Source organism: Pseudomonas sp. GW821-FHT05H12 (assembly GCF_059419385.1).
Map to the genome: position 1 here is coordinate 32,574 of NZ_JBWKRS010000035.1, position 14,381 is coordinate 46,954.

Below are 14,381 nucleotides of genomic sequence, written 5' to 3' on the forward strand. Positions count from 1 at the left end.
CATGGAAAACCTGGACGCGCTCGTCGCTCAAGCTCTTGAGGCTGTGCAAAGCGCTGAAGATATCAATGCCCTGGAGCAAATCCGGGTTCACTACCTTGGCAAAAAGGGTGAATTGACTCAGGTGATGAAGACCCTGGGGAATTTGCCGGCTGAAGAGCGTCCGCAAGTCGGTGCGCTGATCAACGTCGCCAAGGAGCGTGTCACAGAGGTTCTCAATGCGCGCAAGGCGACAATGGAGGAGGCTGATCTAGCGGCCAAACTCGCCGCCGAGTCCATTGACGTAACCCTGCCTGGCCGTGGCCAGGCCTCGGGCGGCCTGCATCCGATCACCCGGACTCTGGAACGTATCGAGCAGTTCTTCACCCACATTGGCTACGGCATTGCCGAAGGCCCAGAGGTCGAAGACGACTATCACAACTTCGAGGCGCTCAACATCCCAGGCCATCACCCGGCCCGGTCGATGCACGACACCTTCTATTTCAACGCGAACATGCTGTTGCGCACCCATACCTCGCCGGTACAGGTCCGCACCATGGAAGCGAACAAGCCGCCGATCCGCATCGTCTGCCCAGGCCGTGTGTACCGCAGCGACTCCGATATCACCCACTCGCCGATGTTCCACCAGGTCGAAGGCCTGCTGGTTGATCGCGACATCAACTTCGCCGACCTCAAGGGCACCATCGAAGAGTTTCTTCGTGTGTTCTTCGAGAAAGAGCTGGCGGTGCGTTTCCGTCCATCGTTCTTCCCGTTCACCGAGCCATCCGCTGAAGTGGATATGGAATGCGTGATGTGCAGTGGCAAAGGCTGCCGCGTGTGCAAGCAAACCGGCTGGCTGGAAGTGATGGGCTGCGGCATGGTTCACCCGAACGTGCTGCGCATGTCCGGGATAGACCCGGAAGAATTCTCGGGCTTTGCCTTCGGCATGGGCGTTGAGCGTCTGGCCATGCTGCGTTACGGCGTGAACGACTTGCGTCTGTTCTTCGACAACGACTTGCGGTTTCTCGCGCAATTTCGCTAGTCGTAACGAACCTTTAGGAGAGCAGGATGAAATTCAGTGAACAATGGCTGCGTGGCTGGGTAAGCCCGCAGGTAGGCCGCGACGAGCTGGTTGCTCGTCTGTCGATGGCCGGTCTTGAGGTCGATAGCGTTACTCCGGCCGCCGGTGTTTTCAATGGCGTGGTGGTTGGCGAGGTGCTGAGCACCGAGCAACACCCCGATGCCGATAAGTTGCGTGTGTGCCAGGTCAGCAATGGCGCGGAAACCCTCCAGGTCGTGTGCGGAGCGCCCAACGTGCTCCCCGGCCTGAAGATCCCGTTCGCCATGATCGGTGCCGAGTTGCCAGGCGACTTCAAGATCAAGAAAGCCAAGCTGCGTGGTGTTGAGTCCAACGGCATGCTGTGCTCCCAGGCCGAGCTGCAAGTGGGTGAGGGCAACGATGGCCTGATGGAACTGCCGGCCGACGCGCCAGTGGGCCAGGACATCCGCGTTTACTTGGACCTGGAAGACGCCAGTATCGAGGTCGACCTGACCCCGAACCGTGGCGACTGCCTGTCCCTGGCCGGCTTGGCCCGTGAAGTGGGCGCGCTGTACAACGCCCCGGTCACTCGGCCGGTCGTTGCTGCCGTGCCTGCGGTGCACGACGAAGTACGCCCGATTGAAGTGCTGGCGCCAAACGCCTGCCCACGTTACCTGGGTCGTGTGATCCGTAACGTCGACCTGTCCAAGCCAACACCGCTGTGGATGGTTGAGCGTCTGCGTCGCGCCGACGTGCGTAGCATCGATGCAGCTGTCGACATCACTAACTACGTGATGCTGGAGCTGGGTCAGCCGCTGCACGCTTTCGATCTCGCCGAAATCAACGGTGGCATCCGCGTGCGCATGGCTGAAGAAGGCGAAAAGCTTGTTCTGCTTGATGGCCAGGAAGTCAGCCTGCGCGCCGACACCCTGGTCATTGCTGACCATTCCCGTGCCCTGGCGATTGCCGGCGTGATGGGTGGCGAGCACAGCGGCGTGTCTGACACCACTCGTGACGTTTTCCTTGAAAGTGCGTTCTTCGACCAGATCGCCATCGCTGGCAAGGCCCGCTCCTACGGCCTGCACACCGATGCGTCGCACCGCTACGAGCGTGGCGTGGACTGGAAGCTGGCCCGTGAAGCCATGGAGCGCGCCACTGGCCTGCTGCTGGAAATCACCGGTGGTGAAGCCGGCCCGATCACTGAAACTGTCAGCGAGCAGCACCTGCCGTCTGTTGCGCCGATCACTCTGCGTGCCAAAAGCGTTGAGCAGATGCTCGGCCTGGTGATTGAGCCGGCTGAAATCGAGCAACTGTTGTCCGCCCTCGGCCTGGGTATCACCGCCGGCGGGGAAGGGCAGTGGCACGTTGAAGTGCCAAGCCATCGCTTCGATATCAGCCTGGAAGTCGACTTGATCGAAGAACTGGCCCGCCTGTATGGCTACAACCGCCTGCCGGTTCGTTACCCGCAAGCGCGCCTGGCCCCGCAACCCAAGGCCGAGGCGCGTGCGCACCTGCCTGAGCTGCGTCGCCTGCTGGTGGCTCGTGGTTACCAGGAAGCGGTGACCTACAGCTTCATCGATCCGAAGCAGTTCGAACTGTTCAACCCGGGCGTCGAGCCGCTGTTGCTGGCCAACCCGATCTCCAATGACATGGCTGCCATGCGTTCGTCGCTGTGGCCAGGCTTGGTGAAGGCGTTGTCCCACAACCTGAACCGTCAGCAAGACCGCGTGCGCATGTTCGAAAGCGGCCTGCGTTTTGTCGGTCAATTGGACGGCCTCAAGCAAGAGCCGATGCTGGCCGGTGTGGTGTGCGGCAGCCGCCTGCCGGAAGGCTGGGCGCAGGGTCGCGAAACCGTGGACTTCTTCGACGTCAAGGCAGACGTGGAGGCGGTATTGGGCTTTGCCGGTGCCTTGGATGACTTCACCTTCCTGCCTGGCAGCCACCCGGCGTTGCACCCGGGCCAGACTGCACGTATCGAACGTGAAGGTCGTTTGGTGGGCTTCGTCGGCGCCATTCACCCTGAGCTGTCGAAAACCCTCGGCCTGGACCGTCCGGTCTTTGTTTTTGAGCTAGTCTTGGCTGAAGTCGCGTCGGGCAAGATGCCTAAATTCAGCGAGTTGTCGCGCTTCCCTGAAGTGCGTCGTGACCTCGCGCTGATTGCCGATCGTGAAGTGGCCGCCACTGCCGTTCTGGATGTAATCCGTGAAAATGCAGGGGAATGGCTGACAGACCTCAGGCTATTTGACGTCTATCAGGGTAAAGGCATTGATCCGCATAGAAAAAGCCTTGCAGTTGGCTTGACCTGGCAGCATCCATCGCGCACTCTTAATGACGATGAGGTGAATACCACGACACAAAATATCCTCACCTCGCTCGAACAAAGGTTGAACGCCACGTTAAGGAAGTGACGTATGGGGGCTTTGACGAAAGCTGAGATGGCGGAACGTCTGTACGAAGAGCTGGGTCTGAACAAGCGCGAGGCCAAGGAATTGGTCGAGCTGTTTTTTGAAGAGATCAGACACGCTCTGGAAGACAACGAGCAGGTCAAATTGTCCGGTTTCGGCAATTTTGACCTGCGGGACAAACGCCAGCGGCCTGGCCGCAATCCAAAAACGGGAGAAGAAATCCCGATCACGGCTCGCCGTGTGGTCACCTTTCGTCCAGGGCAGAAGTTGAAGGCCCGAGTTGAGGCTTATGCTGGAACCAAGTCATAACGACGAGCTACCCGTCATCCCAGGCAAACGCTACTTCACCATTGGTGAAGTCAGCGAGCTCTGTGCGGTCAAGCCGCACGTGCTGCGCTATTGGGAGCAGGAGTTTCCTCAACTCAACCCCGTCAAACGCACCGGGAACCGTCGGTATTATCAGCGCCAGGATGTGCTGATGATCCGGCAGATCCGTGCGTTGCTGTACGACCAGGGGTTCACCATCAGCGGCGCGCGCCAGCGTATGTCCGGTGATGAAGCCAAAGACGACACCACCCAATACAAGCAACTGATCCGCCAGATGATCTCCGAACTCGAAGATGTGCTGGTGGTGCTGAAGAAGTAATTCCAGCTTTTAAAATACTTCCACATTTCAAAAGCTTGCGGTATATTCCGGTTCGCTTCCTCAAGAAGCGAACCCAGTAACACGCCTAGTCGGGGCGTAGCGCAGTCCGGTAGCGCACTAGCATGGGGTGCTAGGGGTCGAGTGTTCGAATCACTCCGTCCCGACCATATTTTTCAATGACTTAGCCCAATCTGAAAAGGTTGGGCTTTTTCATGTCTAAAAAATACTCCCACATTTACTCCCACGGATATCTTGGATCTCAGTAAATATGCCACTTGAGAGGCTTCGACTCTCGTATCTCTGAGCGTGCATGGCATCGTGCAGCGGCCAGAGGTACTGCAGAGGCTAAACCCGGCGTGGAGCGTGCAGTTCTTCGTGGTGCACATGGGCATCGGCGTGGTGATCTTTGGTGCGGTGGTGCGGTGGTGCTGGCGGTGACCGACGCCGAGGCGCTGCACGCCGATCAAGGCCCTGGTGCAGCCGTGCTTCGCTGATATGACCTCCCGACAGTGCGATGCCGCAGCCAAGACCTGTGGCGCCATTCAGGTGTTCGATCCAAGTGCCCGATGCCCGTGAGCGTACCGCTGTTCGTTACGGCGCCCGGGACTGCTGATCCTGCACGGCTTCGGCGATGTCCGAGGCTGAATCGGTAGTGGGGGTAGCGCGGCGAAACGCGAACCTACCGCACGCAATCAGGTTCGGCGTTCAACCTCGCGGTCATGCGCCGAAGTAAGGTTTGGACCGTTCGACATCTTCCCTGCGACCGCACCATTGCAGTGGAGTTGGTTTTTGATGGAGCTGTGGTGCGCTAGCCCCTGTTGTGGATGTGTTGTTTGAACGCAAGGTTATCGTCATACAAGTTAAACCACTAGGCGACTTGCAGCAGAGACGGTTGCCGTTCATCCTATACGCAGAATGCCTTGTGGCATCATGCTTTGGCGGCTCTACTTCATAACACGTGTTACGCCGTTTCAAAGGGATTTCCATTAGTTCTGACATGGTGATTAGGGGGGAGGGCCGGATGACCGGTGAGAACAAGGACCGCGAGCTGATCGCTGAAGCGTCTGCGGAGTTTGGCGTTGACCCAGATGTTCTCGAAGAGCTGCTTGGACTAGCTGAAAAATTTACCACCTTTTCCACTTACGGTGCGAAGGCAGAGTTCTCTCGCCACGTTGGTCATATCCTAGACCAAGCAGCCTTAAGGCAGAGTAAATCGTGAGTGCTCCTATTGAGTTCACTTCGCTGGAAGTCGAAAATATCTTCGCTTACGAAGGGCTCAGCCAAATTGACTTGAGCGGTTGCACCGCTGAACGCAACATGGTCGTCATTTCTGGACGCAATGGTGCCGGGAAGACGAGCCTGCTGAATGCTATCAAACTCTTGTTTTTAGGTTCTGATAACGAAGAGATTCGCAGGGTAGGCTTTGGTGGAGCTCCATTAAGCTCAAAGCAATTTGTACTAGGTCAGCCGGGCCGCTGGTATGGTGTATTCAACAAAGGTGCACGCGATGCCGACGACCATGCACGTGCGATGCTTTGTTGGACTCAAGGAACGCTGAAAGTAAAGATTGAACGCACCTTCTCCAGATCCAACACAACCGCGGGATTTGTCGAGCGGCTGATAGTCATTCGAGGTGCAGAGCAGCTCGCCCCTGAAGAGGCCGAGTCATTCCTCTCAGGGTTGGCCCCTAGCGAAATTGTGCCTTTCTACTTCTTTGACGGCGAGCAAGTCCAATCGTTTGCAGATGCAGAGGAGGGGCGTGAGCGTGCCGAGATAGAGCGCTTACTGAAGCTATCTTTCATCGGAGACATTCTTCGCGAGTTAGAGGGCTATGGCAAAAGCAAACGCCGTTCAGGTTTGCCGGCGGATGCTCAAAGTCAGGTTGTACAAGCAGAGAATGACCTTCGCTCGGCCGAGGCCCAGATTGAGTCGCTTCAACGTTCACGGGTGGACATTGAAGCTGAGTACTCCGATTTAGAGCGTAGGCGGACACGTCTTGACGATCAGCGCAACGCCTTGCGTACTGGAATATCCGAGTCAGACCGTCGACGTATGGTCAACAGGATAGAAGTTATAAATTCCCAGAGCGAAAAGCTAGATGCCGAGCTCTCCGAACTGCTAGCACCAGAAGCTCCTTGGCTAACTAATTTATCGGCGGTCCGAGACGCCTATAACTTGTTGGATGATCAGTTTTCAACCAGCACGGATTTGTCGTTGTCTGCAAAGCTTCATGGAGAGCTGCCGGAAGCCCTAAAAGGTAGCTTGGCCCATTTAAGTCCTCCGGTCATGCTGACAAATTCACAGTACGAAAATTTTTCTTTGGATATCAAAGAAGCTCTGGTGAGGAGAGGGCTTGCGGTCGGAGCACATGTAAGCCCCCTGCTTTCTGCGTTGAGTCCTCGCCAAGCAAAACTCCTGCGAGATCGGTACTTAATATGGACAGAGCGAGGTCCGACCTTGGTGTCATCTCATGTCGAGAAGCTTCGCCTTTTGAGACAACTCGCCCAAGAAGCTGAGCAAGCACGGCGGGATCTGGATGAAGCCGAGCTCACAACTGACGAAGCCAGGAATCAGTTTGATTCGTTGAGCCAAACGATTTTAGAGCTCGATCAGCAGGTTCGTGACTTCAATGAAAGGCTTGCCGAACTTAGGGTTAAGGAGCGGCAGACTCTGGAAAACGCAGAGCAAGCCAAGCAGCGCATTCGCCAATGTGAGCAAAAGTATGAATCAGTGACAAAAGAGAACCAGGCCTATCAATTGAGTGTAAAGGTCAGGCGTGCCCTCGAGGCATACCGCGATAGGCGTAGGACATACATCCGCCAATCGGTGGAGCAGCATCTGAATGAAAGGATTGGAATCCTTCTGGCACCTAGTCAACTGATCAAATCAGTAACTCTCGATGACTTGTTCGCGATGAAATACTTCGATGAGCAACTCGAGGAGGTAGCGCGTAGGAGTATCTCTGCAGGCATGCGACAGCTTGTTGCTATGGGAATGCTGTGGGCTCTAAGGGATGAGGCGGGGCGGGATCTGCCGGTGGTAATCGATACCCCTTTGGGAAGAATTGATCGAGAGAATCGAGCTTTGCTTATGAGCGAGTACTTCCCAAAGGCCGGAAGGCCACTTTTACTGCTGCCAACCAATAGTGAAATGGACGAGGACGTTCTTTGTCACTTAGGCGAGCGTATTCGGCGTCGTTACGAGATTAAAAATGACGGCGGGACGCGAGCAAGGATCGAAGAGATCGATAGGGCGCGCTATAACGGGATTTCAAGCTGATGATAAGCCTGTACTTCTCTCCTGATGAAAGATCTTTCTTTGAAACCGTTCTGCGTGACGGTCTACATCAACCTAGCGGGCACTACTGGTGGGTTGTCCGCTTCGCGATTGCTCAATCATTGAAGATGGGAGGGGAGCCAGATGAGAGGTATGGCCCACCATCCACAAAGAGAGGGGATCGTGGCAGTGAGCTCAGTATCGAGCAGATTACGGGCTTGGGAAAAGAAGAGAGCCAAAATTACGACGACGCACTCAGAATTCTTTTGGGTGTGATTCATGATGAAGAGCTGTTTGACAACAATCGGCGCTACGTCGAACTTGTACAGCGACACGCTCGACGTGGCCTAGAGTTCATGCGAGGTGCTTGGACTCCAGCTCGCAGTTTCTACGATTATCTTCTGGATGAGCTATACGTAAATGCCGAGCGCGCCGAGCATGCGCAGGACGCAGCTGATGGCTTAAGCGTTTTGGATTTTGCGACCTTGGCACAGGGATTGAAGCAGTTGGGTATTGCTGCTACAGCGGCTGCCGATGTTCAAGAGGGGCCGCGACTGTCGCGCTTCCAGTTGACGCTAGCCGGAGTTGAAGATTACGACCGCTTGAAGCGTGGCCTAGATGATTTGGCATTTGCAATCGGCTTGGGTAATACAGGTATCGGGTTATCTAAGGACTTCGGTGAGCGGCGTGTGATACTGGATGTTCCCAGACCTGGTGCTCTATGGCATGAAGTTACTTGGCAGTCCATTGGAACGGCACTAGTCAATCGCGCTGAAGCCATGCCTGTGTCGCCTGGCGTTGATGTACTGGGGCAGCCGATTATTTTCGATCTCGCAGAGGCTCCGCATTTATTTGTTGCCGGGGCAACTGGTAGCGGTAAAAGTGTGTGTCTGAATGCTCTTTTGCTTTCCCTGGTGATCTCTGCTCGACCCCCCGAGCTTTTGATGATCGATCCCAAGGGAGTCGACTTCAGCGATTTCAACACCTATTCCCGTTTAAGAACAGGCGCCGTTATTACGGACATGGCAATAGCAATTGAAGCCTTGCGGGAGGTTGTCATCGAGATGGAGGAACGTCAGGAGCTATTGCGCAGAAACAACGTTCGGAACATTGCTGAGGCCCAGGCTTTGGGCGTTCCCGTGGAGCGTTTGGTGGTGGTTATCGATGAGTTGGCAGACTTTATGTTGGGTCGGACAGGTGCAGAAGAACCACTCGTACGTCTGGCTCAGAAGGCTCGTGCGACCGGCATTCATTTAGTGCTTGCTACTCAGCGTCCTGAAGCTGCAACGTTTTCCGGGTTGCTTCGTGCAAATGTGCCTGCACGAATTGCCCTGACGGTTCAGAAAGCTTCGGACTCGCGCATCATTCTTGACGAGGGAGGCGCAGAGAAGCTGCTTATGCGTGGCGACATGCTGGTCAAACTTTCTGGGCGCGCTACCGTGCGCGCTCACGGTGTAAAAGTCAGTCCTTCAGAAGTCAGGGCCGCATTATCTACAAGGAGCAAGTAATGGCCATGAAGTTGAGGCCCACCCGATTCGAATTGTTGGAATTAACCCTGTTAGATCTGGGAGCGCTTCGGGGGCAAAAGTCGTTCTTGTTAAGGGATGGACAAGGGGGAGCTACGAATATCTTCATGATCATGGGGACCAACGGGGCTGGTAAGACTACGGTCCTTGAGTCAATTTATGCTGGCATGCGCTTACTGGATGCGCGTGAACATGTAGGCACCGGGATTGATGATATTGATAGTAAGGATGGCGGGCTGCAGCTTGACGCTCGAGTTGCTCTTGATGATGGCGCTCGATCTAAGGTTTATCTTCTGTCGATATTTGTTGGTCGCCCCGGGCTGTTGAAACGCTGGACAGCCGATGCTCTAGAAGGGATTGGTGTCGAAAAGCAAATTTTCTTATCGTTCAAAAATCGCATCAACGGACCGGGGTTGGAACGCAGCGCTGAATCGGACCATGAGGCATTAGCCTTCGCTGAGGCGATTCTAGAGCGCGCCGGTGAACCACCGGCTGCACTATTTGATTCGGCTAACGGATATCCGTCAGTTCTTTATTTTCCATCTGATCGAGGAATTCGTAGACCGCCAGAGGCAGAGAGAGCGGTCACATGCCCAAGCGGCTGGTCGTATCGTGCCGCGCATCGTTTTGGTGCGGATGGTGAAAGGTGGGACGCTTCAATCGACAATCTGTTCGTCTGGTTTGCTTGGCTAGACGATGGCAGGGAGGAAGAGTGCCGGGAGCTGGTCAACCGTTTGATTTTCAGAGGGATAAAAAGGCTCGGAGCAGTAGATCGTCCCACATTATCTGTTCCAGTGGAGGTGGAGTCCGGTGTGCACCGCATCGATCAACTCAGTAGCGGCGAACGCCAACTAGTGCAACTCCTCGTTCGTATCGCCAGTCACATGACCGGATCGACAATCGTGCTTATCGATGAAACCGAACAGCATTTGCACCTGGTCATGCGACGTCGGCTTATGAAGTTGATAAAACAGTGGGCACAAGAGCATCCAGGTCTTTCGTTCGTATTGACTTCTCATCAGGTCGACTCGTTACGTGTACTTGCTCCGAAATTGGTTGAGCCCGGACTTATTAAGGGTGGTGTTCTGCTCAAACCAAAACTTAAGGTGTAGAGCATGTCTATTGAACTCCAATCATTCGATGAGTTTGATTCCGTTCACCAGATTGAGGCGCATCAATCTTGTCTGATCCGAGTTGTACTGGAGGGTAGAGATGATGTGGATCTTTTCTATCGCTTCTGGTTCATGTCGTTGCTTGATTCTTTCGAGTTTGTTGAAGCCCGCAGTGTCGTCGCTGGTAGTGGTTGTACTAGTGTCCAGGCTGCGGTTGAGCACAGCATCAATGTAGATGGCGTTCCCACAATCGGTATTGTTGATCGCGATGTTTTTTTTCGCGAGCATAACTGGGCAGCGCTATATCAGTTTGAGAATGATGCACTTACCTATAATACTGCTAATGGGAGTGTGCATGTCTCCTCACGTTGGGAGATTGAGGCTTATCTGCTAGACCATGATCTGCTTGGGCGATGGATTGAGGCCTGCCACCGCAATCCGCCCGGGTCACAGGTTGAGGTGGATACTGCACTTTCCAGAACCCTGGCAGACTGTAATCTCTTACTCGATGCCTCACCGTTTTTTGCCGCCAGTCACCGGGCGGGAACAAAAGTTCCTGCTGGATTCATGTGCAGCGTCGCCGATCCTGCTGTAAGAGATGGTATAGCACAGAAACTGCAATCATTGGATCAAGAAGAGCACAACGTGGCGACCGAGGTCATCGGTTTAATAAATTCGATCAAATCGCAAATGCCTACTGATCCAACCGAACAATTGCCAATTTATCTGCGGTATGTAGATACCAAGCGCCTACTGCAGCGTCTCACGCATACTCTCACGTTGAGAGAGGCGTCAAAATGGACGCTTTCTACACTGCAAGGTACCCTAGGACGTCGACCTCAAGAGTTTGAAAGAGTGCTGGAGCAAGCAAGGCAGCGCCTTTCAGTGTATTGAGATAAAGGCGTAGGAGGGGGTAGAGTACTATTAGGTCTAAGGTGAAGGTTTCCTATAAAAATCTCCTACGGAAACTGCTCGAATAGTCTATCGCGAGTGGAATGGTAGCTAGGATGCGTGCGCTGTACCAGATTTTCAGCTGGTTCGTTCTTAACTCAGGAACTCGATTTGCTTGTGCTTTCCCAGAGGTTGCTAGCCGCGCACGTAGATGGTTTCGGTCACACGATGTGCACGTATCGGATAGGTAATTCCGACAAGATGAGTGAAACTGGCTGAGCAATAATCGCTGTGCATTTTATTGGTGTTGAGATGTCTTTATTGGCAAATTCAATTGGGTTTTGGGCATGACAATAACAGAAGCTATTCGCTTCGTAATGAGCAGTCAGAGTTTTCCTATGACTGCGGATGAGGCTTACTATGCAATAATTGAGGCCGGTCTATACACGTTTCATGCAGACAACCCTCGACACGTTGTTCGTAGCCAAATTCGACGCCACTGTGAAGGAATTGTCTTTCCAAGCTCCTCTCCCACTAAATACTTTACCCTCGTTGGGGAGAATCGTTATAGGCCATTGAGTGCTGCCACGCCATCTCAGTGCAAAAATAAAGTCGAAGAGTCATCGATAGGTCAAAAAGTTAAAGATTCTCACGCACTCAGTCTCCTCGAGCTTCAAGCTTTACATGAAAAATACATAGTTGAGCTGAAAAAAAAGATATTAGATGATCTCAAGGGGATGTCACCTTCTGCATTTGAATTATTTGCGAAAAAGTTAATGGATGTATATGGGTTTCACGACACTGCTGTCACAAGAACTTCTAGCGATGGGGGAATCGACGGGTACGGAAAGTTAAAGGTTGGGCTCGCCAGTCTGAATGTTGCATTTCAATGCAAACGATGGACGAAAGGTAATATACAGCGTCCAGAAATTGATAGGTTTCGTGGCGCAGCACAGGGAGATTTCGAACAAGGATTGTTTTTTACTACGGCGTCATTTTCGCCAGGTGCAATATTTGCATCTATTAAGCGTGGAGCGGTACCCATTATCCTTGTTGATGGAGAATCCATCGTGGATTTAATGATTCAGAAGGAGTTCGGGGTTCAAGTCGATATGCTTTCAATTCCTTCCTATGCACTTGATCTTGCACTGGGAGAACATGAGAACTAAACGTGCTTTATGTATAAAGAGGGTCGGAGATCATGAGGCGCTATTTCATGGGGCCTGTTTGATGTGCAAGAGTTTTGTCATCGGCCATCGAACGCACCTTCAGAATCTCAGCATTAAGGGCGATGTGTGTCCGACTATTTTTTAGCGGACGCGATCACCCTTATCGCCAAAGTGTTTATGCGTCAACGAAGCTCTTACCCAAAGTCGTTTAAAGCCCAGCTCGTACAGGATTGGCATACAATTATGCCCACTGGAGGCCGATGCGGTACAGAAATCACTATTCAAACTTCTGTGCTTTTATTGCACTGATGTCAAACGACGTGTGTTGCGCACTGCTATGAAATCTTCTAATCGAAGGAACAAAAAACACTTATCTAGCCAGTTTGGCTTTTGGCCACATAGCGATGCGAATCAATATAGTCCGAGCTGCTACTGTAGACTTAAGGCGCGATACCCTCAATTATTTCGTTCCAGGTGGTCGGTCAATAAATGTTTATTACCGGGGAGCTGGGAGGTCAGGTGAACGCCTCTAGAGATGCAGCCGGTATTTCCACTACATTGAGTGAGTCCTAAGTCGCATTTAAAATGGTTGTTCTTTTTTTATCATTATATTTAACCATACCACGTCTCCGCGACCTGCGGAATCTGTAGTTGACCAAGACTTAATAATGCTTGCGTTAGGAAAATTTTCAAAAATTCTAGATATTTTTTCTTCTGTAAAAAGACTGAATAATCTTCCATCCTCTAATCGAATTTGTTCGTCACCTTTTTTTAGCGAAATATACAGATAGCCATCATGTTTAAGGGCTCTCAGGATCGATTTGATAACATAGGGGAACGACTCATTTTTAACATGTAACAGGGAGGCGCATGCCCATATACCATCATAGTGTTCTATAACATCAAGGCTCTCCACCGGGATGTTGAAAATATTGGCGTGCGTCCTTTTGCTGGCAATTGATGCCATATTTTTTGAAGGTTCCAGTCCGTCTACTAAGAACCCTAGATTTTTAAAGTGTATTATGTCTCGGCCTGTTCCGCAGCCAATATCTAGAATTTTCCCACCAGGCCTTACTGTATTAGCGAAAAAATCCCATTGAGGACTTAAGTCTAGGTGGAATGTTTTTGAGTCATAGGTCTCGAATGATTTTTCATAATAGTCTATGGTTTCAGAGTCTGCTATTATTGCTTTCAAGCTCAGGCCTCTACAGCAGGTTTGGATTGAAGTTCCCACTCGGAGATTTGAGTGTTTATATCGTCATAATCTTTTTTCGCTAGGTCATATATCTGGCGCGGAAATACCGCAGTATACAGCCTGGTCGGCTCAGAAGGGGTTGATTCTTTGGCTTGTACGTATGAGTCTTTCAATGCTCTTAGGTGTGCAAGATAATTCCCAAGGCATCCACTTAGTTCCAGGTTATTAGGATTTGCGAGTCCAGATGAGCGCTCGATTAGTGCAGACAGCTGCTCTCCAACTTCGATGATAACTGCTACCTGAGGAAGGGAGGCTTTTATATACCTACCCAGGTGAGGAAGTTCTTCGATTAGCCGGAATGGGATTGCTCTTCCTCCAGTAAAGACATGTAAAGTTTTCTTGGGTAGAGATTGAGTTATGTTGGTTCTGTATGCATAACGAATACCATCGAATTTTTGAATTTGATCATGCAGCTGAGAGCTAAGTTCTTTGCTTTGAGCTAGGAGTATTAGAAGTGGGCCGTAAAATTCATTATTTTGCTTATTTCGGTACTCAAATATTTTTTGCTTTACTTCGAACGAAAAGTTCTCTTTACGGTCCTCTCGATTGTACGAAAGCTGGCTTCTGTGTAAATAGAAATTTAAAAATCCTCCAAACAAAATCCCCAGAAAGCCAAAGATTGCTGGGTAAAGTTTTTCGATCATTGATTGCTTCAAGGAATCAATTTTCTTGCTTATTTCTTCATTCTCGCGTGAAAGCGAACTCAGCTTTGCCAAGAGGCTGTCCTGAGCTTGAATTAACTGATCCACTGTTGTTCCACCGATTAATGGTGGTGCGGTCTCAGTTCGTGATAGCGCGGCAGGTACAGGTACAGCGGGCGTTTGTGCCGCAGATCGATATTGCGACTCTGTTGATTGCGGCGTAGCCGATGAAGGCTTCGATTCCGTTGGCTGAGATGCCGAAGGCGGATTCGTCGATTCAGCTACCTGGACACTAGATAGTGAACTACCTGGAGATGAGAGCTCAGCGGCTGATAGTGAGCCGCTGATGATTAAGAGAAAGGACAGTAAGCTGAATCCGATTTTCATAGAGAATCTCCTATCGGTAAGAGTCAACATTAAGCCATGGCTACGCTATTTTTTCTAC

12 protein-coding genes, 1 tRNA gene and 1 pseudogene are annotated in these 14,381 nt (G+C 52.0%); 12 read left to right on the forward strand and 2 right to left on the reverse strand.

All coding sequences use genetic code 11. The annotated features are described in order from the left end of the window. Window position 1: 1 nt before the first annotated feature. From pheS to AC07SU_RS25080, 12 genes and pseudogenes are all read left to right on the forward strand, one after another. Entirely contained in the window at window positions 2-1,018 is a 1,017-nt protein-coding gene (gene pheS, locus AC07SU_RS25025) for a phenylalanine--tRNA ligase subunit alpha (RefSeq protein ID WP_017737822.1), read from the forward strand. A 26-nt stretch (window positions 1,019-1,044) separates the two neighbouring features. Next, window positions 1,045-3,423, forward strand: a complete 2,379-nt coding sequence (gene pheT / locus AC07SU_RS25030) for a phenylalanine--tRNA ligase subunit beta (RefSeq protein ID WP_494998531.1) — start codon at window positions 1,045-1,047, stop codon at window positions 3,421-3,423. Between the two features lie 3 nt (window positions 3,424-3,426). Further along, on the forward strand, window positions 3,427-3,729 hold the full coding sequence (gene ihfA, locus AC07SU_RS25035) for an integration host factor subunit alpha (RefSeq protein ID WP_002553164.1): 303 nt from the start codon (window positions 3,427-3,429) through the stop codon (window positions 3,727-3,729). Further along, complete coding sequence (locus AC07SU_RS25040; RefSeq protein ID WP_003174972.1) at window positions 3,710-4,066, forward strand: MerR family transcriptional regulator; 357 nt, start codon at window positions 3,710-3,712, stop codon at window positions 4,064-4,066. The genes ihfA and AC07SU_RS25040 overlap by 20 nt, the downstream gene beginning before the upstream one ends. 90 nt (window positions 4,067-4,156) lie before the next feature. Next, window positions 4,157-4,233: transfer RNA gene (locus tag AC07SU_RS25045), tRNA-Pro, on the forward strand. Window positions 4,234-4,357: 124 nt separating this feature from the next. Continuing rightward, window positions 4,358-4,536: pseudogene (locus tag AC07SU_RS25050) on the forward strand (KUP/HAK/KT family potassium transporter); the annotation flags it as partial. Window positions 4,537-5,087: 551 nt separating this feature from the next. After that, window positions 5,088-5,285, forward strand: a complete 198-nt coding sequence (locus AC07SU_RS25055; RefSeq protein WP_494998532.1) for a hypothetical protein — start codon at window positions 5,088-5,090, stop codon at window positions 5,283-5,285. Further along, complete coding sequence (locus tag AC07SU_RS25060) at window positions 5,282-7,345, forward strand: AAA family ATPase (RefSeq protein ID WP_494998533.1); 2,064 nt, start codon at window positions 5,282-5,284, stop codon at window positions 7,343-7,345. The genes AC07SU_RS25055 and AC07SU_RS25060 overlap by 4 nt, the downstream gene beginning before the upstream one ends. After that, entirely contained in the window at window positions 7,345-8,850 is a 1,506-nt protein-coding gene (locus AC07SU_RS25065; protein ID WP_494998534.1) for an FtsK/SpoIIIE domain-containing protein, read from the forward strand. Before AC07SU_RS25060 ends, AC07SU_RS25065 begins: the two co-directional genes overlap by 1 nt. After that, the gene (locus AC07SU_RS25070) at window positions 8,850-9,980 is read left to right on the forward strand and encodes an AAA family ATPase (protein WP_494998535.1); all 1,131 of its coding nucleotides are present in this window, start codon (window positions 8,850-8,852) and stop codon (window positions 9,978-9,980) included. Before AC07SU_RS25065 ends, AC07SU_RS25070 begins: the two co-directional genes overlap by 1 nt. Before the next feature lie 3 nt (window positions 9,981-9,983). Next, a complete protein-coding gene (locus tag AC07SU_RS25075; RefSeq protein ID WP_494998536.1) occupies window positions 9,984-10,874 on the forward strand; it encodes a hypothetical protein in 891 nt (296 codons plus the stop codon). 395 nt (window positions 10,875-11,269) lie between these two features. After that, the gene (locus AC07SU_RS25080; RefSeq protein ID WP_494998537.1) at window positions 11,270-12,040 is read left to right on the forward strand and encodes a restriction endonuclease; all 771 of its coding nucleotides are present in this window, start codon (window positions 11,270-11,272) and stop codon (window positions 12,038-12,040) included. 580 nt (window positions 12,041-12,620) lie between these two features. Here the strand turns inward: AC07SU_RS25080 and AC07SU_RS25085 are convergent. After that, the gene (locus tag AC07SU_RS25085) at window positions 12,621-13,235 is read right to left on the reverse strand and encodes a class I SAM-dependent methyltransferase (protein WP_494998538.1); all 615 of its coding nucleotides are present in this window, start codon (window positions 13,233-13,235) and stop codon (window positions 12,621-12,623) included. A 2-nt stretch (window positions 13,236-13,237) separates the two neighbouring features. Further along, window positions 13,238-14,323: a hypothetical protein gene (locus AC07SU_RS25090; RefSeq protein ID WP_494998539.1), complete on the reverse strand. Its 1,086-nt coding sequence runs from the start codon at window positions 14,321-14,323 to the stop codon at window positions 13,238-13,240. Window positions 14,324-14,381: the final 58 nt, after the last annotated feature.

Coding starts and splice junctions, on each gene's coding strand:
- pheS (WP_017737822.1), top strand. CDS start 2: ATGGAAAACCTGGACGCGCTCGTCGCTCAAGCTCTTGAGGCTGTGCAA.
- pheT (WP_494998531.1), top strand. CDS start 1,045: ATGAAATTCAGTGAACAATGGCTGCGTGGCTGGGTAAGCCCGCAGGTA.
- ihfA (WP_002553164.1), top strand. CDS start 3,427: ATGGGGGCTTTGACGAAAGCTGAGATGGCGGAACGTCTGTACGAAGAG.
- AC07SU_RS25040 (WP_003174972.1), top strand. CDS start 3,710: ATGCTGGAACCAAGTCATAACGACGAGCTACCCGTCATCCCAGGCAAA.
- AC07SU_RS25055 (WP_494998532.1), top strand. CDS start 5,088: ATGACCGGTGAGAACAAGGACCGCGAGCTGATCGCTGAAGCGTCTGCG.
- AC07SU_RS25065 (WP_494998534.1), top strand. CDS start 7,345: ATGATAAGCCTGTACTTCTCTCCTGATGAAAGATCTTTCTTTGAAACC.
- AC07SU_RS25070 (WP_494998535.1), top strand. CDS start 8,850: ATGGCCATGAAGTTGAGGCCCACCCGATTCGAATTGTTGGAATTAACC.
- AC07SU_RS25075 (WP_494998536.1), top strand. CDS start 9,984: ATGTCTATTGAACTCCAATCATTCGATGAGTTTGATTCCGTTCACCAG.
- AC07SU_RS25080 (WP_494998537.1), top strand. CDS start 11,270: ATGACTGCGGATGAGGCTTACTATGCAATAATTGAGGCCGGTCTATAC.
- AC07SU_RS25090 (WP_494998539.1), bottom strand. CDS start 14,323: ATGAAAATCGGATTCAGCTTACTGTCCTTTCTCTTAATCATCAGCGGC.